Annotated in this window: 16 protein-coding genes and 1 pseudogene; 14 read left to right on the forward strand and 3 right to left on the reverse strand. The window is 69.6% G+C overall.

All coding sequences use genetic code 11. The features are described from left to right. Positions 1 to 95 precede the first annotated feature (95 nt). A pseudogene (locus P3T35_RS39255) lies at positions 96 to 1,046 on the reverse strand (ISAzo13 family transposase); the annotation flags it as partial. Positions 1,047 to 1,376: 330 nt separating this feature from the next. Between P3T35_RS39255 and P3T35_RS39260 the strand changes: the two are divergent. The 10 genes from P3T35_RS39260 to P3T35_RS39305 all read left to right on the forward strand — a co-directional run bounded on the left by P3T35_RS39260 (position 1,377) and on the right by P3T35_RS39305 (position 13,212). Next, entirely contained in the window at positions 1,377 to 2,846 is a 1,470-nt protein-coding gene (locus P3T35_RS39260) for an amino acid adenylation domain-containing protein (protein WP_180356672.1), read from the forward strand. Further along, positions 2,843 to 3,709 (forward strand): GNAT family N-acetyltransferase, encoded by an 867-nt coding sequence (locus P3T35_RS39265; RefSeq protein WP_101383064.1) that lies wholly within the window; start codon positions 2,843 to 2,845, stop codon positions 3,707 to 3,709. Before P3T35_RS39260 ends, P3T35_RS39265 begins: the two co-directional genes overlap by 4 nt. 55 nt (positions 3,710 to 3,764) lie before the next feature. Then, positions 3,765 to 5,282 (forward strand): NAD(P)-dependent oxidoreductase, encoded by a 1,518-nt coding sequence (locus P3T35_RS39270; protein WP_101383063.1) that lies wholly within the window; start codon positions 3,765 to 3,767, stop codon positions 5,280 to 5,282. After that, positions 5,279 to 5,743: a hypothetical protein gene (locus tag P3T35_RS39275; protein WP_101383062.1), complete on the forward strand. Its 465-nt coding sequence runs from the start codon at positions 5,279 to 5,281 to the stop codon at positions 5,741 to 5,743. Before P3T35_RS39270 ends, P3T35_RS39275 begins: the two co-directional genes overlap by 4 nt. Next, positions 5,740 to 6,522 (forward strand): class I SAM-dependent methyltransferase, encoded by a 783-nt coding sequence (locus P3T35_RS39280; RefSeq protein WP_101383061.1) that lies wholly within the window; start codon positions 5,740 to 5,742, stop codon positions 6,520 to 6,522. The genes P3T35_RS39275 and P3T35_RS39280 overlap by 4 nt, the downstream gene beginning before the upstream one ends. Then, positions 6,519 to 8,444, forward strand: a complete 1,926-nt coding sequence (locus tag P3T35_RS39285) for a hypothetical protein (protein WP_180356671.1) — start codon at positions 6,519 to 6,521, stop codon at positions 8,442 to 8,444. The genes P3T35_RS39280 and P3T35_RS39285 overlap by 4 nt, the downstream gene beginning before the upstream one ends. After that, the gene (locus P3T35_RS39290) at positions 8,438 to 9,097 is read left to right on the forward strand and encodes an HAD hydrolase-like protein (protein WP_180356670.1); all 660 of its coding nucleotides are present in this window, start codon (positions 8,438 to 8,440) and stop codon (positions 9,095 to 9,097) included. The genes P3T35_RS39285 and P3T35_RS39290 overlap by 7 nt, the downstream gene beginning before the upstream one ends. After that, complete coding sequence (locus P3T35_RS39295) at positions 9,094 to 10,638, forward strand: condensation domain-containing protein (RefSeq protein ID WP_101383059.1); 1,545 nt, start codon at positions 9,094 to 9,096, stop codon at positions 10,636 to 10,638. Before P3T35_RS39290 ends, P3T35_RS39295 begins: the two co-directional genes overlap by 4 nt. Beyond that, positions 10,628 to 11,875 (forward strand): MFS transporter, encoded by a 1,248-nt coding sequence (locus P3T35_RS39300; RefSeq protein ID WP_101383058.1) that lies wholly within the window; start codon positions 10,628 to 10,630, stop codon positions 11,873 to 11,875. Before P3T35_RS39295 ends, P3T35_RS39300 begins: the two co-directional genes overlap by 11 nt. 272 nt (positions 11,876 to 12,147) lie before the next feature. Further along, complete coding sequence (locus P3T35_RS39305) at positions 12,148 to 13,212, forward strand: ATP-grasp domain-containing protein (protein WP_180356669.1); 1,065 nt, start codon at positions 12,148 to 12,150, stop codon at positions 13,210 to 13,212. Positions 13,213 to 13,515: 303 nt separating this feature from the next. Here P3T35_RS39305 and P3T35_RS39310 read toward each other — a convergent pair whose 3' ends face one another. After that, a complete protein-coding gene (locus P3T35_RS39310) occupies positions 13,516 to 14,844 on the reverse strand; it encodes a hypothetical protein (protein ID WP_280709684.1) in 1,329 nt (442 codons plus the stop codon). A 195-nt stretch (positions 14,845 to 15,039) separates the two neighbouring features. Here P3T35_RS39310 and P3T35_RS39315 point away from each other — a divergent pair, with 195 nt between their 5' ends. From P3T35_RS39315 to P3T35_RS39330, 4 genes are read left to right on the forward strand one after another with little or no spacing between them, the layout of a single operon-like run. Next, the gene (locus P3T35_RS39315) at positions 15,040 to 15,792 is read left to right on the forward strand and encodes a TnsA-like heteromeric transposase endonuclease subunit (protein WP_180356668.1); all 753 of its coding nucleotides are present in this window, start codon (positions 15,040 to 15,042) and stop codon (positions 15,790 to 15,792) included. Then, a complete protein-coding gene (locus tag P3T35_RS39320) occupies positions 15,789 to 17,873 on the forward strand; it encodes a Mu transposase C-terminal domain-containing protein (RefSeq protein WP_101383055.1) in 2,085 nt (694 codons plus the stop codon). The genes P3T35_RS39315 and P3T35_RS39320 overlap by 4 nt, the downstream gene beginning before the upstream one ends. After that, positions 17,870 to 18,889 carry a TniB family NTP-binding protein gene (locus P3T35_RS39325; RefSeq protein WP_101383054.1) on the forward strand — a complete coding sequence of 340 codons (1,020 nt, stop codon included), beginning with the start codon at positions 17,870 to 17,872 and terminating at the stop codon, positions 18,887 to 18,889. Before P3T35_RS39320 ends, P3T35_RS39325 begins: the two co-directional genes overlap by 4 nt. After that, the gene (locus P3T35_RS39330) at positions 18,886 to 19,455 is read left to right on the forward strand and encodes a hypothetical protein (RefSeq protein WP_143676950.1); all 570 of its coding nucleotides are present in this window, start codon (positions 18,886 to 18,888) and stop codon (positions 19,453 to 19,455) included. The genes P3T35_RS39325 and P3T35_RS39330 overlap by 4 nt, the downstream gene beginning before the upstream one ends. A 26-nt stretch (positions 19,456 to 19,481) precedes the next feature. On the opposite strand, the gene P3T35_RS39335 is transcribed toward P3T35_RS39330, so the two are convergent. Continuing rightward, complete coding sequence (locus P3T35_RS39335) at positions 19,482 to 19,931, reverse strand: DUF2199 domain-containing protein (RefSeq protein ID WP_280709688.1); 450 nt, start codon at positions 19,929 to 19,931, stop codon at positions 19,482 to 19,484. Between the last annotated feature and the right edge of the window lie 303 nt (positions 19,932 to 20,234).

Here is a 20,234-nt window from a genome sequence, read left to right on the forward strand (position 1 = left end):
AAGGCAGGTCAACCACGTCGACCGACCCGACGTGTCCCAGCAAAGACCATCACCCTGAACCCTGCGATAGTTCACTGAGTCGAGCAACGGCATTGGGTGCTCGGAGGCAGGTGGCACACGGTGATCGTCAGCCCGGTCTCGGCGGCCAGCGCGGCCAGCTCGATCTTCCAGGCCCGGGTGCGGTAGCCGTTGGAGCCTCCGGCGTCCGCGGTGATCAGCAGCCGCGTCGCCTGTGGGTAGGTGGTCTTGCCCAGGCCGTGCCACCAGCGGCGGATCGAGGTCACGGCGAAGGCGGCGGTGTCATGGTCGCAGCCGACGTTCACCCAGCCGGCGTTCGCCGCGAGGTCGTAGATCCCGTACGGGACGGCCTTGCCCAGCGCCGGATCAGCGAAGTCGTGGACGCTCACCCGCACCGGCTCCCCGCCGGGCTGCCACTCACGGCCGCTGTTCTTGAACTCGCCGACCAGTTCCTTCTTCTTGGTGTCGACACTGATAACCGGCTGACCCGCGTCACGGTGCTCGCGGACCTGCTCGTTGAGGTAGCGGAACTGCGCGTCCCGGTCGGGATGCTGCTTTCCTTCCAGCGTCTTGGCGTTCGCCTGCAGGCTGAAGCCCTCCTCCCGCAGCAGGTCGGCGACCGTGTCGGCCGAGATCCGATGGCCCTGCCCGGTCAGTTCGGCGGCCAGGCGGCGGGTGGACTTCGTCGTCCACCGCAACGGCGACATCGGATCACCACGCACGTCCGGCTCCACCAGGGCCAACAGCGCCGGCCGCAGGCCGGGGTCCAGATCGGCCAGCCGCCTGCGGCCTCCACCGGCCCGTCGCGCCCGGCCCAGCGGATCCTGGCCCGACTCCAACTCGGCCACGCCTTTCGACACGGTCACCTCGCTGACGCCCGCCGCCCGGGCCACGGCCCGGATCCCCCCGTGCCCCAGAGCCCGGGCCTCCGCTCCCATCGCCAGGCGACGCTGCCGCTCATCCAGATGCGGCAGCAACACCTCGAACTTGGCAGCGAGTTGAGACCTCGTCCCCTCCGAAACACCCATACCAGACCAACGAGCCGCACAGCGGGAAGCAACACCTTGTTCCTCGGCAAGCCCTTAGGCAGGACAACCCGACAGCACACGAAGCCACGCCGTGGGACTACCTGCTTCCTGGTCCCACGGTCACTTCGGCATGCCCGCACAGCCAGCGCTCTGCTGGCACTCACCGTTCGTCATCAGAGTCGCAGTGACATGTCACATATGCGGTTGCAATGCTTCCTGTGCGCTCTGTACGGTCGACGCCAGGGGCGCCAGGCCTTGGAACGGTGTCGCGACGGGCTACAGGTCGGGGCGGGTCATGATGGATCAGACCAGGCAGGACAAGGGGGAAGCATGTCCAACCGGACGCCATTAGAGAGGTTCGCGGCGCGGGTGGCCGCCCAGCCGGACTCTGCTGCTGTCCGTGATGAGCAGGCAGAATTAACGTACGGTCAACTTGATGCCGCAGCCGATGAAGTGGCTGCACGCCTTAGCGCTGCTGGCCTGCGACCGGGGGCCCGGGTCGGTCTGCGGCTGAGCCGGGACCGGCGGGTGGCGGTCGCGATCGTAGGTCTGGCCAAGGCGGGGTTAGCCTATGTTCCCCTCGATCCGGCATATCCGTCGGGCCGTACGGCGTTGATCGAACGCGAAGCGACACTGAGCGCGGTCTTGGAGGACCGCGATTTCGAGGACACGCAGTTGCGGGCCGTCCGGCTCTGCCAGGGCGCGTCGGCTGCCAGCCTTCAGCCCGGGCTCGCCTATGTCATCTACACCTCGGGGTCCACAGGTGTCCCCAAAGGGGTGGCGATCGGCGTCGAGCAGTTGGCCGCGCTCTTCGAAGCGACGGGGAGCCTGTTCGACTTCGAGGCTCGGGATGTGTGGGCGCTGATGCATTCCTACAACTTCGACTTCTCGGTCTGGGAGTTGTGGGGTGCCTGGACCACGGGCGGCTGCTTGGCGATTCCGTCGCAGCCGGTCCTGCGCTCACCGGGACGAACCGTCGAGTGGCTCGCCCAGAGCGGTGTGACGGTGCTCAACCTGGTGCCCTCGGTGTTCGAGCACCTGGTCGACACGTTGCGGGACAGCGGGACGCGCCTGCCGTCCATCCGCCATGTGATCTTCGGAGGCGAGGAACTGCGCCCTGGCGCGGTGGCCGGCTGGCGGGAACTTGGGCACACCGGCGCCCTCACCAACATGTACGGCATCACGGAGGTGACCGTGCATGCCACGTTCCGCCGCTTGGGGCAGACCGAGATCCCGGACTTTCCGGCCTCCATCGGCACGCCGTTGCCGGGGTTCGAGTTCCAGGTTCTGGACACCGCGCTCCAGCCTGTAGAGCCCGGCGACCAAGGACAGCTCTTCCTGCGCGGACCGCAGGTGGCAGCCGGCTACCTGAACAACCCGCAGCGGACCGCAGAGCAGTTCGTGGAGCTCGGCGGTCCTGGCACCGGCCACTGGTACGCCTCCGGCGACCTGGTACTCCTGGGGGAGGACGGGGAGCTGCGGTATGTCGGGCGTGCCGACCGCCAGATCCAGCTGCGCGGCTACCGCATCGAACTCGGCGAGGTCGAGGCGATCCTTCTGCAACTTGACGGTGTCAAGAGGGCTGCTGTGACGGTCGCCCGGAGTCCGCGTGGTGAGCGCCAGATCGTGGCCCACGTGGTGTCGGCCGGCAGTGGGTGCGACGTTCCGGCGCTTCGGGCCGCCGCGGCGCGGCGGCTGCCGGAGTACATGATCCCGAGCCGTTTCATCGAAGTGGCTGAGCTGCCCTCCACTGCCTCTGGGAAGCTCGACCGTGCCGCACTCACCAAGCGGCCGTCATGACCACCGCAGCCCTGCTGACATCGAACGAGGAATTGGATGACGTCCTCGCGGCGGAGCTGGCGGAACTGGCGCAGCGCTGCATCCACGGTTTCAGCGACAACCGGCCAGTCAGTGTGACTCTCGTCCGCTCACGGCTGACTAACGCGCTGACCGGAGAGCCACCGCTGCTAGTGACCGCGCGTCGCCACGGCATGCTTGTGGGGTGGTGTGCGGTGCGGTCACCGGAGCCCGGCGAGGTGCGTGCGCGCCTGTGGGGGCCGGTCGTCGACCCGTCCATGCGGCGGACCGGTCTCGGCAAGCGACTGCTGGGTACGACCGTCGAGTCCGTGCGGGGGTCCCTGCGTTCCACGGACGTCCCGACGGACAGAGCCGGTGCCGCCGACTTCTTCACGAGCGAGGGGTGGTTCGAGCTCAACAGGACCACCGTTCTGCAGGGCAGCCCGGTGCGCCAGGCCGTTGAGACCGCCAGCGGCGCCGACTACCCCGACCCACGGGAGCTCGACCATCTGGTGGCCACGGCGGCGCGCCGGTTCGGCGGCCATCCACCGCAGTTCGCGGCGAGCACCCTCACACGGTGGCGGAGCGACGCTCGCTTCCGTCCCGAGAACCTCCTCGTGGAGCCGCTCACCGGTTCGCTCCTGCTCGCCTTGGCCCAACGCAACCTGGATACCAGTGAGCTTCTGCTAGCCGAGCTCTGGGCCGAACCGCAAGCGCAGCAGCCGCTGGTCCGATCGGCTCAAGCAATCGCCGATCGTCTGGGACTGGCCCGGATCAGGGCTGTCACCGACGGCGATCCCGGGCCCTTCCTTGCCGACGGGTTGCGGACAACAGGGATCTGCCAAACGTTCGCCCTAGATCGGTGAGCCCCGGCCGTTCCGCGCTTCCCGCTCCAACACCATTGATACCAGGGGGGATTCAATGAACCAGCTTGACCTCGCACCGCCGCTCGCCCATACGATCGACTTCGTCGCCGACGCCGTGGAGGCCCGGCAGCTCACCACCGAGCTGATCCTCCGTCTGCAGGACGCGGGTGCCATCCGTAGCCACCGCGCCTCTGACGCCGCGACATCCTGGGACTGCGTCCTCGCCAACGGCGGCGAGGGCAGGCTCGTCCTGGCCGCGCCGGCCAGGCCGGACGCGGTCGCCGATCGCAGCTACCGGCTGGTGGCCACGGTCGAACACGGCACGGCCGCCGAGAGCGCGGCCTTCTTCGAGGTGGTCCAGCGGCTGCCATTCACCGTGACCGAGAGCGAGACCGCCACCTCCGAGCTGCCCATCACCGCCGGGCTGCCGGCCCGGTGGCCGGACAAGCCGCTCGCCGACATCGCCGTCCTGCTGACCATTCACCACATGACCGACTTCCTGGTGCTGGTGGACAGCCTGGTGGCCCTGGGCGCGGACCCGGCCCACCTCACCGTCATCGACAAGGAATACCCGTACGCGAACTCCCGGCGCGTGGACGCGCACCTGGTGTCGCGGCGCGGAATCACGGTCTGGCGCTACAGCGAGCTGCGCACGGGCATCGAGGACCACATCGCCAGGGCGGTGAAGGCCGGCAAGCGCAGCATCGTGATGGACGACGGCGGCTATGTGCTGCCCGTCGTGATCCGCGAACTACCTGACCGGATCGGTCACTTCATCGGGCTGGTCGAGCAGACCATGTCCGGCATCTGGAAGCTGGAGGGTTTGGAACTGACCATTCCGCTCTTCAGCGTCGCCGAGAGCGAGATGAAGGGAGCGATCGAGTCCTACGGCATCGCCGATGCCGCGATCCGCAACACCCTGCGGTTGCTACCCAACGAGAAGTTCGAGGGCCAGGCCGCGCTGGTCCTGGGGTTCGGCCGGATCGGCAGTGAAGTCGCGCGCATCCTGCGGGCACGACGCCTTCGCGTCGCGGTCTACGACACGGCGATCACGCGCCTGGTGAACGCCCACGAAGAGGGCTTCACCACCCACCGCTCACTGGACGAGCTGGTGGCCAGCCACCAGCCCAAGCTGATCGTCGGATGCGCCGGCCGCGGCAGCTTCGGGCTGGAACAGGCGCGGCGGCTGCGCGACCGCGCCTACCTGGTGAGCACGACCAGCCGTGACTATGAGTTCGGTCTGGCGGGCCTGCGCGAAGGCAGCAGCGCCGTGACTGACCTCGGTGTAACCGGCACCAGCTACCAGCTCGCCGACGGCCCCGAGGTACTCGTCATCGGACACGGTATGCCGATCAACTTCCACTTCGCCGAGAGCCTGTCCAACCGCTATGTGGACCTCGTGCTCGCCGGTCTTATCGTCGGAGCAATCCACCTGGCGTGCGGAGATGAGCTGCTGCAGCCTGGTCGGAACCTGGCTGCCACCAACGACATCCTGACCCGCTCCGGAATCATCGACGACTACTACCGGCTCTACGGCCCGGTCGATGCCGCGGTCGACGAGCCCCGCGGATGACTGAGCGGATCTTCACCGCCGCAGACCTCCAACCCCGGCTGTCCCGCTGCGGTTGTCTGGCCTGCGGCCTCGGTGAGGCGTTCGCTGGCCACCTTCGCGACGTTCGCAGCGACTATCCCGGTGCAGTGCAGGTGACAGGCCATCGGTTCGCCGACCCCGCCGCCGTCGCCGTGCCGCACCTGGTAGCGCTGCGGCTAGGCAACGGGCTCGCGGATGTCGTGGTGTGGGAGGAGATGAGCCAGGAGCAGTTCCACCAGTGGTTGCCCTCCTCCCCCGCCCGCGACCGGGTACCGCAGGTGGCCGCGCAACTGTCTCGACTCGTGGCGGCTCGTCGGGCCATCAGGGCCGGCCGGTTGACCCTTTCGGGTGAAGCCGGCGCAGTGCTGGACACAGGCCGTTACCCGTCGTTCCTGTTTTTCGTCGAATACTGGCCGGCCCTGGACAAGGAGATCCCCGAATGACATCACCGACAACGGACTTCGGCGCGGTAGGCGGCTCCTACGCGAGCTACAACACCTCCGGGCGCGGTCGGCTGCGGCACGATCTCGTCGCTCGCCGACTCCTTGCCGAGCTTCCCCGAACCCCGGCAAACATCCTGGACCTCGGCTGCGGCAATGGCGAGATGACGCTCCGTCTGGCCGCGGCAGAGCACCGAGTGACTGGGGTCGACCCGTCGGCCGACATGCTCGCCTCCGCCGCCGAGCGACTCGGGACGCATTCTGCTCTCGCCGACCGGATCCGCCTCCTGCAGGCGGACATCACGACCCTGCCCGCGGACCTGGGCATGTTCGACGCCGTCTGCTGCCACGGCGTCCTGATGTACCTGGACGACTCGGCCGGGGCGATCAGCCAGCTGGCCGCTCTGGTCGCACCCGGTGGCGTGCTAAGCGTCCTGACCAAGAACCGGAAGGCCATTGGCGTCCGTGAGGCCCTGCGCGGCGAGTACCGACAGGCACGTGAACTCATCGAAGCCCATGCCGACACCAGCATCGGCAACCTCGGCCTGCACACGCGTGGCGACGACGCTGCACAGTTGGACGCGTGGGCGCAGGCCGGCGGCCTGGTGCCGCTTCCGTGGCAAGGGGTACGCATCTTCCACGACCACCGGGACGACTGGCAGCCCGATGAGGCCGAGTACGCGCAGGCACTCGAACTGGAGTGGGCCGCATCCACCCGTGATCCGTACCGCGAGATGGCCCGCCTGGTCCACACCGTCGCCCGTCGCGAGGCGAACTCATGAGCCAGGTGCAGTCGATACCCATACTCACCGTCGGCTCACTGGCCCGCGAACTCGCCGACCGTCCAGGGCACATCCACGAGACGCTGCGCAGCTACGAGGCGCTCGCCGCGCTCTGGGTGCGCGCGAGCGACACGGCGGCCCGTGAGGCCGCCGAGCTGCAGGCCCTCACCCTGCTGGCTGCCCGAGCCCTGGTTGCCGGCGAGGTGGGCTTCACCCTGCCGCCCGGCAGCACCGCGCCGGCCGCATTGGCGGCGGACGAGTCGCTGGTGCGGTTGCCGGCAGCGCTGGCTGTCCAGGGCGTGGAGTGGCTCGACCTGGTGGGCCTGGCCCAGGCATGGCTCGCGAACCGGACCGATGACGGGCCAGTGCGCGTCATCGGGGTTCGTACCGGTGGCGCCTACCTAGCGCCGGTGGTGGTCGCGTGTCTGGAGGCCGCTGGCATTGATGTCGCCCTGGCCTCGCTGCGCTCTGGTCAGTTCCTGGATGTCGACGAGCGGCGCGTCATCCTGGTGGACGATCCGCCCCTCACCTGCCGCACCCTGCTCGCCCTGGCTCGCGAAGTCGGCACACCGTCAGGTACCGAGGTGCTGCTGCCCTGCTTCTCCGACGACGATGTCCGGCCGATGCGCGATGCCGGTATACCTGTCACGACCCTTCCGCGCGAGCAGTGGCAGTCCACCCTGCGGCTGGCATCGCGCAGTTTGTCGGACTGCCTGGCCGCGGAGGCCGACTGGCTCGGCGAGAGACCGCTGACACTGGACGGCTATCTGACAGGGCGTCACAACTCCGTCCACGCCCCGTGGCCGGGGCTACGGCTGCGCTCGCCGGCCCGGGCGGCGGTACGCCTGTCCTCGGCCGCCGGCCAGAGGGAGGCTGTGGTGTCCTGGATACCGCCGGGCCGCTTCGGGGACGCGGCCCGGTACGCGGCGACGCTGTCCTCCCCATTGCTGCCCGCCACCCTCGCGGTGGCTCCCTCCCTGATTGTCACCGAGATCGTGCACGGCACCCCGCTGCCCGACGAAGGACCGGACGGCCTGGCCGACGCGGCGATCGACTACGCCCTGCTACGTGGAGAGCGGCTGCCGTTCACACTCGGCCCGGGTCGGCCGGCCCCCGAGGTTCTCCACAAGGTGGCCCGGGCGTTGACCGGTGCCGAACACCCGGACACTATCGAGCAGCTGAGCTGGCATCTGGCGCTGCTCCCCCCGAGCGCCCCGGACAACCGGTGCGAGGCGGAGAAGTTCCTCGTCGACTCCTCGGGAACGCTGCGCAAGACCGGCCATCTCACCCACGCCTACCGGCGTGACAACGAACTGCTCAGTCCACTGATCGACCTCGCCGCCCTGGGCATCACCTTCGACCTCGACCTGGCCGAGCTGACCGGGCGGATGCGGCACCGGCACCCAGGCGAGTGGGGCCCCGCTCTCGCGGCGGCCACACTCTGCTACGGCATCGCCCGGGGCGAACAGTTGCCTCGCACCTACAACCCGCAACGCGCCGAGCAGAACGCCGTTGCCGCCTATCGGCTGCAGCGTTCCATGGCCGAGGCGGCGACCGTTCTCCGGACGGCGATCCGTGTCGAGGGCCTCGTCGAGGACCAGTTGCCGCCCGTGGCGCACACCTGGCCTGCCGCACCCGCCGCGCTGGTGCAGACCGTGCTCCCCTTCGCGCCGACCGGGATCGCCGAACCATCAGATCTGGATCTGCCGCCGGACCAGGTGGCGCGATGCGTGGCCGACTGGGCGGGCGACCGGTTCGCCTTGGTGCGCAGCGGAACCGACCTGTTGCTCGCTCCGCGAAGCCTGCCTGCCCGCTGGGCGCAGGCCGCGGAGGACCTCGCCGAACTCGCCGGGCTACTGCCCGATCCCCGTCTGCTCCGCTGGTGCGGAGTACCCGTTGTCTCCCTGGCGGTCTCATGCTGATCTTCGACTTCGACGGTGTGCTGCACGATTCCCGGCAGCGTGCCTGGTCCTGCTACCAGCAGGCGCGCGCCGAGCTGGGGTTGTGGGAACTTCCCTCTCTCACCGACCCGGCCGACCTTCCACTCGTCTACCGCGGCGTCCTCAGTTCCTCGCTCACCCGCTGGACCAGCTACCCGCGGGCGGAGGAGTTCTGGCAGCGGCATGCCGAACTCGCTGCTGTGGCACCCGAGTCCAACGGGATCGTCGAGGAACTGGTACCCGTGCTCGGCGAGCTGGCGAGAACCCGCGGGTACGCCATCGTCACCGGGAGCCACCGCTCGACGGTCCTGGCCATCCTCGGCAGGGACCTGCCCACAGAGTCGATGCCGCGCGAACTCCTCAGCCGGGAGCAGCCGGGGAGCAAGACCGACAAGCTGGTGAAGCTGCGAGACGAACACGGCGCAACCGCCTACACCGGCGACACCGGAAGTGACGTCCGACACGCCCGGGCGGCAGGGTTGGAGACGGTCGCCGTCGCCTACGGATACGCGGACCTGGCCGACCTGACCGCCGCCGCTCCGGACCACCTGCTCACCACTCCGGCCGAGCTGGCTGCCTGGTGCCGAGCCCAGCTGCCCTCCCTCACCGACGTCATCCCAGGAGAGCGCTCATGACGCCCGACCTGCCGACCCTGCTGGCATGCGAGTGGGAGGACCTGCTGTACGTCGCCCCTGACCCTGCGTCGGACTTCTTCGCGGACGGGGGCCACTCCCTCCTGGCGGCCCGGCTGTTCACCAGGCTCTCCAGCGCTCTCGGCCGTGACCTGGACCCGACGCTCGTCTTCCGCCACCCGAACTTCGCGGACCTGCTCATCGCCATCGGCGACGCGACCGGGCGACCGGCGGCGGAGGTGGTCGGGACCGGCAACGACGGCTCGCTTCCCCTGACGGCAACCCAACGGAGCGTCCTCAGCAAACGGGCCGCGCGCGAGAGCTCTGGCCTGCCCGCCTCGCCGTTCACGCTGCCGCTTCGGATGCTGCGCTTCACCGGGGACACCCCCACAGCGGCTGCGGTGTCGGCGGCACTTGCCGCGCTGGTTTCCCGGCAGCCGGCACTGCGCCTGCGGTTCAGCCCCACCCTCGACTCGGCGCAGATCGAGGACCGCGCCACGCCCGGCGAAGCCGAGCTGTCCGTGGTCAAGCTGGCAGCCGACCCAGGGCCAGATGCCGCCGCGGCGACGCTTCTGCCGCTTGCCGAACAGCCGTTCGGGCTCGACGAGTCGCCCCGCCTGCGCGCCGGCTACCTGCACAGCCCGACCGCTGCCTATTTCGGGCTGACGCTGGATCACCTGGTTTCCGACGGGCACTCGGGCGACCTGGCTCTCCGCCAGATCATCGACGAGCTGAGCGGTGTGGGTCGGATCGACAATGCGGCCGAGAACTCGCAAAACCGGCACGCCTTGGAGCAGTTCGTCCACCAGGCCAACGCGCTGGAGGACTCACCGGAGTTCGTCGGCCACCTCGCCTACTGGCGGGCTGCGCTCGGCGACCAGGTGGTGCCCACCACGGCCCTGCTGGGAGCGCCCGGATTTACGCCCAACCTGCGGGCCCAGCCCCTGCGGATCACCGAGGACCTTGGCGAGCACGGGCTGCGCTCACTGAAGCAGGCCGCGGCGAACTGGCGGGTCAGCGCCTTCGCCGTGCTCCTGGCAGCGACCTGGCTGGCCACCCGCGACTTGGTGGGCACCGCCGAGGCCGCCGTCACCCCGATCGCCAACCGCGGCCAGCAGGGGCTGGAGAACCTGATCGCCTTCTGCTCGCACGCCGTGGTCCGGCCCGCGCCCCAGCAGCTGCCCACCGTGCTGCGCACGGCCGCCGCAGCAGCGATGGAGCAGCTGCGCGAATCGGCCGAGCACGAGTGCGTCCCCCACCCCACGCTGATCCGCCACCTGGCTCCCGAACAGCACGGACACACACGCACCCGCCCCTGGCTCTTCCTCAACGTCACCTTGGGCAAGGACCTGCCCTCGCCGGTGGAGGAGCCGGACGTGGTGCCGCTCTGGTGGAACAACACCATGCTCGCCCTGGAGATCACCGACGACGGCGGGCGACTGCGGCTGACCGTGACGGCGGGAGCCGACTGCGCCCGGCCAGACGAGCTGACCGCACTGGCCCGCGCCGTCGCGCGACACCTGGACACCGCCAGTGACAGCTGACACCGCCCCACCGGCCCACCGGCGAATACTTGCCGCGGTCACCCCACCCCCGGGAACACGGCTCCTGACACTGGCCAGCCTGTTCAACACCACCGGCTCGGGCGTCTTCCAAGCCATCGCCGTCTTCTACATGCTGCACCGCGGTGCGTCGCTGACCGCGGTCGGCCTGAGCATGTCGATCGGCGGCCTGCTCGCCCTCGTTGTCGCCGCGCCGCTGGCAGGCCTCCTAGGACGGGCCGGAGCCCGACCCGGTCTGGTGGCCCTGCATATCGGACGGGCAGCCACCTTCCTCGCCATGCCGCTGGTGCCGCCCCGCGTCGCGCTGGTGCTCATCGCGCTCGGTGTGGTTCAGGACCGCACGGCCAGCCCGCTCAGCCAGGCGTTCCTGAGCCTGACCGTTCCGGCCGAGCAGCGGGCCGCACTGCTCGCACTGCGCCGATCCGCCGCCAATGTCGGTCTGGCGCTGGGGACTGGAGCGGGCGGACTGATCCTCGCGGTGCGCAGTGACGCCGCCTACGCCATCGGCGTGCTCGCCAACGGCCTGTCCTATGCCGCAGCCGCGACGATCGTGCTGGCGGTGCCCGACCAGACCGGCGTCGTCGCGGCACCGGCGGCCAAACCCCGGCCGAGCACTCGCGGTTGGGCGGGCATGTTGCCGCTGATCGCCGGCCTGGGCGTACTCACCCTCTACGAGAGCATACTGACGTTCGGTGTTCCGGCGCTGATCGCCGGCCGCTCCGGAATCCCGCCCTGGTTCGCCAGTCTGGCGTTCGCGGTGAACTTCATCCTGGTCATGGCCCTACAGATCCCGGTGACCGGTGTGCTAGAGCGACGACGCACCCCGCTCCCCCGCGTGCTGATCTGCTCAGGCATCGCCGTCGGGCTCGGGGTCCTCGCACTTGCCGGAGCCGATGCTTCAGGTCGCGCCGTCGCCGCTGCCCTGGTGATCGCCGCGGTGGTCGTGCTGACGGTGGGTGAACTCCTGGCCGCCTACGCCCAGTGGCAGGTCCCGCTCGTCCTCGCCGATGATCGCGAACTCACCGCAGTGACGACTCGGCTCAGCCTCAGCAGCAACGCCGCCGCCGTCACCGGACCGTGGCTGCTCTCGGCCGTCGTCCTTCCAACCGGCGCTCCCGCCCTCGCCGCACTCGCGATCCTGCTACCCGCCGGGAGCCTGCTGGCCAGCAGCCGACTGACCCGTCTCACCCACCACGCACCCGAGGAAGCACCACGATGACTACCGTCCTCACAGACGAACGACGTCGGCTCCTGGTCGTCTATGACGACGGCGCAGCGGGAGCCGGTGAATTGCTGCGTTCACTCGCAGGCCGGTTCGAGCTGGCTTTCCTCACCACCGACAGCCCACACGCCAAGGAGGTGGAACCGTTCCTGCGCGCCGCCGGGCCAGTGTTCCGGCTGTCACAGTGGCCAGCCAACCTCCCGGCCCTGCGCGAGTGGAAGCCGGATGGAATCACCACCTACGCGGAGATGATCCCCGAGACGGCGGCCGTGGCCGCCACCCTCGCACTGCCGTTCCACTCACCCGAGGTTGCCGACCTGTTGACCGACAAGTGGCGGCAACGCGAGCGCCTGCGGGCGGCCGGAGTCGACGCTACACGCTCCTACGTCATCCAGAGCGAGTCGGACCTCCGACCGGCCCTCGACCACGTAGGCCTGCCTGCCGTGGTCAAGCCGGCCCGGGGCAAGGGAAGCCGGGACACCTTCCGCCTCGACTATCCGCAGCAGGCCGTCGAAACGATCACCTGGCTCCTGGCCTCGGATGAGGAGGCCGGGCGACAGCCGCGCTACGTACTGGAGGAGATGCTGCTGGGGGCCGACGACGCTCGCTTCGGCGACTACGTCAGTGTGGAGAGCGTGCTCACCCCCGACGGTCCCGTCCACCTGGCGGTCACCGGAAAGTTCCCGCTGTCGCCGCCTTTCCGGGAGTGCGGCCAGTTCTGGCCGGCTGCCGTCCCGGCCGCCCAGGACCAGGCCATCAGAGAGCTGACCGCACAGGCCATCGACGCCCTCGGAATCCGGCACGGCCTGACCCACACCGAGATTAAGCTCACCCCGACCGGTCCCCGCCTGATCGAGGTCAACGGACGTCTGGGCGGATGGATCGCCGAGCTTGCCGACCGGGCCCTCGGACTTGACCTCTTCGCCCTGGCCGCCGACCTCGCATGCGGACCCGTGCGCATGACCACCCCATCGTGGCCCGGCATCGTCTTCCAGTTCTGGAACCTTCCCCCTCAGGACGCACGCGCACTGGGCCGCGTCAACGGTGCACCGACAGTCCGCAAGATGCCCGGAATCGACCGCTACCTCAATCTGGTCCTGCCGGGCCCGCTCGGACCAGCCGAAGTCACCCAACGGCTCGACCTCACATGCGGGACAGCATCATCCTACGAAGCCTTGACCGCCATGATCGGCGCAGCCATGGCCTCGCTGGAGTACGCATTCACCGACGCGGAGGGGCTCACCACTACCACTGCCGCTGTCGGGATGCCCTCCTGGCAGGCGTTGCATGCCCATTCAACCCACACACCCCCAGCCCGGCAGCAGGAACCGTAAACCCGCAGGAACCTGCTCCAGCCAGCCCGCCGGCCGGTACCCGGCCCGCTCCGACCGGACCAGCGAGCTCTAGTACAGGCACCCCAGACGGGACGGCCCGGCCTTGCCGATCTTCTCGGCAGATGGTGCGTGTCGGCGCACGGGCCACCCGGTCCCCGCGCCGGCACGCTGCGCCTATATTGCAACAACGAGCGCCAACTCGCGCTCCACGAAACAGAATTGTCCAATCCACCGGCCGCCGTAGCTGACCCGTCTCAGCGAAGTTTGACGAGTCTCACCGAAGTTTGACCGCGGCCTCCAGCGTCAGAACGGTGGTTCGTTTGAGTAGGTGCGGGCCCAGGGGTCGGCGACCGGTCCAGCGCTCGGCCGGTTCTGGAGCACTCGGACAGCGTCGTTGATGCGTCCGAGGTCGATGAGGCGCTGGGCCAGCACGGGGCTGTTGGAGGCGGGGTGCTGTTCGAGGACGGCGACGGCTTCCTCGGTTCGGCCTGCCTCGGCAAGCAGGTCCGAGAGGGACCAGGCCGCGTATCCGGTGTCGCCTTCGTGGTGCGCTCGTGCCTGCTCGATCGCCTCGTCGAGCAGGCCGCAGTCGGCCATTAGCGGGAGCCGCATCCGGAAGAAGTCCCACTCCTCTTCGCCGTCACGGCGCGCCTTGAGGGCATCAAGGTGAGCCAAGCCCTCCTGAGCGCAGCCGTGCTCTGCGTACAGAGTGCACAGCGTGTCAACGATCCAGTCCTCCGCGCCGCCCGGGGAGTCCACCAGGGCGCGCATCACCGCGATCGCCTCGTCACCCCGGCCGTGACGGGACAGGAGCCCAGCAAGCAGCACGGGGTCGTGGTAGCGGCGGGTCGACGAGACTTCCTCGTGCTGGTAGACGGCGATCGCGCCCTCCAGGTCGCCGCGCTCCTCCAGCACTTCGGCCAGGCGCTGCGCGGCGTGCCCGTGGTCGTCCAAGGCCGCGTACGCACGCAGGTCCTCGATCCGACCGTGCCGGGCCAGCAACTCGGCGAGCTGGTCACGGCCGTTGACGGAGGTGACGCGCCGGGTCCGCAGCAGGGCGATCGCCTCGTCGATGCGGCCTTGGCGCTCACGGATCCTGGCGAGCAGTCCGACTGCGGTGTCGGCGTCCAGGCCGCCGCGGGAGCACCACGGGGTGTCGCAGCGATGGTCGGCCGGGATCCAGGCGGTCAGCAGCGCGGCGGCGTCCTCGTCGCGGCCCGCCGCTTCGGCAACGTCCACCAGGGCGGTGGCGAGGAACCAGTCCTCAACTCCGGACCGCAGCAGTTCGAAGGCTTCGGCGCCGCGGTCATGGCGGGCGAGGAGGCGCCCTACGAAGTCGAGCGCCATCCGGTCACCGGCCTGCGCGTACGGGCGGGTCAGCGCTATCGCCTCCTGGGCCTGCCCCCAGCTCTCCAGCAGCTCTGCCTGGAACTGGGCAGCCGGCCACCAGCCCGTCGCGACGTACGGAGCGAGGACCTCCCGCGCGCTGTCCTGCCGGCCACGCTCGCCGAGGAGCTGGGCCCACGCTCGTGCGCAGAACCACTCCCCTTGGGCGGCCTGCGACTCGACTTCTCGTTCATGGCCGAGCTCAAGAAGCCGGGCGACCAGGGGCGGCGGGATACAGCCGGACAAGGTCCGGGCTTGACGTTCAAGATCAGCGGCGTCCACGGCACCGCACCCTAACCCTCGTCACCGACACAGCCACGACACCGGCCAGTGGTCAAGGTCCGGTGACCCGTCTCGGTGAGTTTGAGCCCGTTCTCGGTGAGCTTCGACCGCCTGGTTCCTAGGCTTTGGACCCGGTTTCGGATCGACCTGGGGAGACGGGTGGCTGGACTCGCGCTTGCGTACGGCGACGAGGCATTATCGGCGTTCGACCTGGCCTTCCGCCGTGGCGACGAGCTTCACCGCGCCCGCCTCGGCGGGTGCTGGGACGTGCGGTTCGAGGACGTCGAGCCGGTCCGGGAGTTCAACTGGGCCAAGGGCGGGCAGAGCTTCGCGGGTCTGTACTACTCGGTGACGGCGCGCGGCCACGTCGGGTACGAGTCGTGGCTGGAACGGGACCGGCTGATCCTGCTGGACCGCGATCCGCAGGTCGTGGCGATCGCCTCGCAGCCATTCTGGCTGCACTGGCACGACGGCCGACGCGAACGTCGGCACGCGCCGGACTACTTCGTGCGCCTGGCCGACGGGCGAGCCCGGGTGGTCGACGTCCGAGCGGCCGACCGGCTGGACGAGCGGACGGTACAGGCCTTCGCGGCGACCGGCCGAGCCTGCGCGGCCGCGGACTGGGAGTTCGAGCGGGTGGGCACGCCGGATCCGGTGTTCATGGAGAACGTGCGCTGGCTCTCGCGCTACCGGAGAGAGCGGGCGAGACGGCCGGCTGAGGTGGCCGCCCGGTTGGTCGAGGCCTTCGCGAGACCGCGGCCGTTGTGGGCCGGTGCCGAGTCGGTCGGGGACCGGCTGCTCGTCCTACCGGTGCTGTTCCACCTGCTGTGGTCCGGCGCCCTGGCGGCGGATCTGGAGTCCGAACCGCTCGACGCGGAGAGCCTGGTCTGGACGGGAAGGCGACAGCGATGAGCGAGTCGAGGCGGCCGGCTCAGGTCACGGTCGGCGACCTGGTGCGGCTCGACGGCCGGCAGCGCGGGGTGCTCGCGGTGTCCGCGCTGGCCGTGACGCTGACCGACGAAGACGGCCCCTATCGGGTCGTCCCGCTGCTGGAGCTGTTCGATGCCGACGACTTCGAGGTGCTGACCAGCCCGGCCCGGATGCCGCTTCCGCCGGTGTCGCTGCTGGAGACCCTGCCGCCGGCGGTGCTGGAAAAGGCGTTGTGGTGGGAGGGGCACATCCTCGAGGTGCTGCACGGCCTGCCGTTCGGCGCCGCCCCGGGCACCGCTCCCCGGCCCGAGTACGGGCCCGGGCAGTCGCTCACCGCCCGGCAGAAGGTCAAGGCCGCCGAACTGACCGTGGCAGGGCACCGGGTGACGGCCAGTGCGGTCGCCCACCACCGGCGCCGCTACCAACAGGACGGCGTGCTCGGCCTGGTCGACTACCGGCCGGTCCGCAAGCGGCCGCAGTTCGGCACGGTCGACGAGGCGATCGTGGCCGCGATGCGGGCAGCGATCAAGGAAGGGATCGACTCCTCCACGAAGACCGGGTCCTACCTCCTCTGGCGGACCGAGGAGATCCTCAAGGCCAGCGAGGACGGACAGGCGGTGAAGCTGCCCTCGCGCGCCACCCTCTACCGCCTGCTGGCCAAGCTGACCGAGGGCACCCACACCTTCAGCACCGCGACCACCCGCCGGTCCAAAGCCCACGGCGCCGCGGCTCCGTTCGGCGAGCTGCCCGCGTTCGCCCCCGGCCAGGTGATGCAGATCGACTCCACGCCGATGGACGTGCTGGTGCTGCTCGACGACGGCGTCCCGGGCCGGATCGAGCTCACCGGCATGATCGACGTCGCGACCCGGACGCTGTCCGCGGCGGTGCTGCGGCCGACCACGAAGGCGGTCGACGCAAGCGTGCTGCTGGCCCGCACCGTCACCCCGGAGCTGATGCGGCCCGGCTGGGCGGAGGCCCTGCGGATGTCGCGCTCGGTGCTGCCGCATCGCCGGCTGCTGAGCCTGGACGAGCGCCTGGAGCACGCCGCCGCGCGGCCGGTGATCGTCCCGGAGATGATCGTCTGCGACAACGAGAACGTGTTCATCTCCCGCAACTTCAAGGCGTCCTGCCGGTTCCTGGAGATCGACTTCCAGCCCGCGCACAAGGGCTCCGGTTTCGAGAAGGGCCACATCGAGAAGATGCTGGCCTCGATCGCCACCCTGTTCGTCCAGTTCCTGCCCGGCCACCTGGGCCGCAGCGCCGACCACCGCGGCCGCCACCCCGAACGCGAGCGGCTGTGGTCGCTGCTCGAGCTCCAGGAACTCCTGGACGAGTGGATCGTCGCCCAGTGGCAGAACCGCCCGCACGACGGGCTGCGCGACCCCGCCCACCCGAACCGGATGTTCGCCCCGAACGAGAAGTACGCGACCCTCGTCGAGGCCTGCGGTTACGTCCCCATCGCGCTCAGCGGCGACGACTACGTCGAGCTCCTGCCGGCCGAGTGGCGGGCGGTCAACGACTACGGCATCAAGATCCAGCACCGCACCTACGACAGCCCCGACCTGAACCCTATGCGGAACCAGAACTCCGGCATCGCCGCGAAGAAGGGCCTGTGGGAGGTCCACCGCGACCCCTACGACGTCTCCCGGGTCTGGGTCCGCGACCACCGCCGCGAGGACAGGCCCTGGATCCAGGCGACTTGGAAGCATCTGAACCGCGCTCCGGTCCCGTTCGGTGACATGGCCTGGGACCACGTCAGCCACCAGCTGCCCGGCGCCACCGAGAGGGAGATCGCCGACGCGGTCGCCGCGCTCCTCACCCGCGCCCACGCCGGGCCGCCCGCGGAAGCCGGCGCCAAGCCGACCCGGCGTGACCGGCGGGTCGTTGCCCGCACCAAGGCCGCCGGCCCAGTCGCCGGGCTGCCCGCCCCGGCCGCCGACGAGCCGAAGGCCGCACCGACACCCGAGTCGGACATCACCGAGGCCGAGGCCGAGGAGAAGCTCGCGAAGGTGATCCCGCTCGGCCTGTTCGACCCGCTCGAAGACCCCTGGAGACGACGATGACGCTGCCGGACACCGACGACGCCGGCCAGCAACTGACCACGAAGGACGGCTGGCGCCGGTTCGTGGCCGGCCCGCCGAAGACACGGGACATCCCGACCCCCTCACCGAGGATGTATGCCACGCTGTCGCCGGCGACCCGCCAGCGGCTGGACGGGCTGCGGATCGACCATCACTCCCGCCTGATGGTGGTGGCCACCTCCACGGTCCGGCACACCGTCGCCACCGGCCGCCGCCTGGTCGTGCTGAACAGGCACGCGATCAGCGCCCGTCGCGGCCTGATCGTCTCCGGCCCGGCCGGTACCGGCAAGACCATCGCCGTCACCCAGCTTGGCCTGGCCCACGAACTCCACGACCGCAGCATCCACCCGGACGCCACCGGCCGGATCCCCGTCCTCTACATCACCGTCCCGCCCGCGGCGACCGCCCGCATGATCGCCGCCGAGTTCGCGCGCTTCCTCGGCCTGCCGGTCCAGCGCCGGCTCAACACCACCGACATCATCGAAGCCGTCGTCGGCGTCTGCACCACCGCCCGCACCGGCCTGGTGATCGTGGACGAGGTGCACAACATCTCGCTGACCACCCGCCAGGGCGCCGAGGTCTCCGACACCCTCAAGTACTTCTCCGAACGGATCCCCGCCACGTTCGTCTACGCCGGCATCGACATCGAGCACAGCTCGATCCTCACCAGCACCCGCGGCGCCCAGATCGCCGGCCGCTTCACCCTCATCCCCACCCACCCCTTCCCCTACAACGACGAGTGGAAGGGCCTGGTCAAGACCATGGAAGACACCCTGCTGCTGCACCGGCACAAGCCCGGCACCCTCGTCGGCCTCGACCGCCACCTCCACGAGCGCACCGGCGGCATGATCGGCGCCCTCTCCCACCTGATCCGCGGCGCCGCGATCGACGCCGTCCTCACCGGCTCCGAGAAGATCACCCAGGCCGAGCTGGACGACATCCCCCTGGACGTCAACGCCACCAACCAGGCACCCCAGCCCAGGAGAGCAGCCCGTTGACCAGCCTGGAGACGCTCGACCTACCGGTCAGCGAGCTGCCCATCCAGGTCTTCCCCCGCCCCTGTGAAGGCGCCGAGTCCTTCATCGCCCGACTCGCCGCAGCGAACTTCCTCAAGGCGGCCTACCTCCAGGCATGCCTCAGCGACCCGCCTACCGAAGCCGGCACCCTCAGCTGGTCCCGCCTCGCCGCCGCCAGCGGCCGGGACCTCGACACACTCCAGGAGCTTCTGGAACGCACGCCACCACCGTCACCTGACCGGCCGGCCTGCGAATACTGCGGACGTCCCCCAAAACCACAGGCCTCTCCAGAGCCGACCCCGTGGTGGTGCTCGGCCCGCTGCCGACGCCGGAGCACCCTGCTGGCCACCTCACCCTCAAGCCACAGCGTCCTCCCTGGCCAGCGAACGATGGCCAACTGCCCCGGCTGCGGCACCGTGATGGTCCGTGCCGCGCACCGACCACGCGCCGCATGCTCAATGCGCTGCCACGCCAGGAACATGCGCGCAGCGCAGGCGGAACTCGCCCTTTACGAGAACCCCAACGCCATTGAGGACGACGAGCCCTGACCCAGCGATCACCTCAACGGAGACGGTCAGGCCGGATGCAGCACGGTCATGGCGATCTCACGCACGCGGTCGCGGGTGATCCCGGTGCGCTGTTCCACAGCGAGCGGGTGATCGGTGGGCTCCAACTCGATAAAGGGGCGGTTCCCGACCGGTCGCGTGTGAGCGTTGGTCTTCAGATTGATGGTGCTGGGCGAGTAGAGCGCCAGCTCGGTGCTGAGCCAGCCGAAGTATGGCTTCTCTGTCTCTCGCCCCTCCGTGTTCCACACCTCAAGCGCGCGGGCGAAGTTGTCCCTGCTCAAAGAGACCCAGACACCCCAGGAGAAGACGTCCTCACTGCCGATCACCGGTATCTCGATCAAGCCCCTGACGAAGAAGTGCTGGCCCTTGATGATGCACTGGTCAGACGACAGCATGCTGTCCGCATCGGCCTCGAAGCCGGGGTCCCAGACATCGGGCGCCATGGTCGAGTAGCCCATGGGAATCTCTGCGTGATGTTCGCCGCAGCAAGAGCACGTGAAGCCGAGATCGTCAGACATGTCGTGAGCCTTGTAGGTGCCAAGAACCACGTCCGTGCTGGTCAGTTGACCTGTGGGCGCTGTCGCGAGGCCGGCCGGTCCAGGGACAGCGAAGGTCTCGCTCGCTGATTGCCAGCTGGCTCCGGCTGGCTCCAGGATGGTCCGGTGCGCTGCGACTGCCCTACCTGGCCTTGACAAGTGTGTTCACCTTGATACGGCTCCTGCCGATGAGCGACCGCGACAAGGACGCCGAGATCCTGGCGC

The organism is Kitasatospora sp. GP30 (assembly GCF_029892145.1).
GTDB lineage: Bacteria > Actinomycetota > Actinomycetes > Streptomycetales > Streptomycetaceae > Kitasatospora > Kitasatospora acidiphila.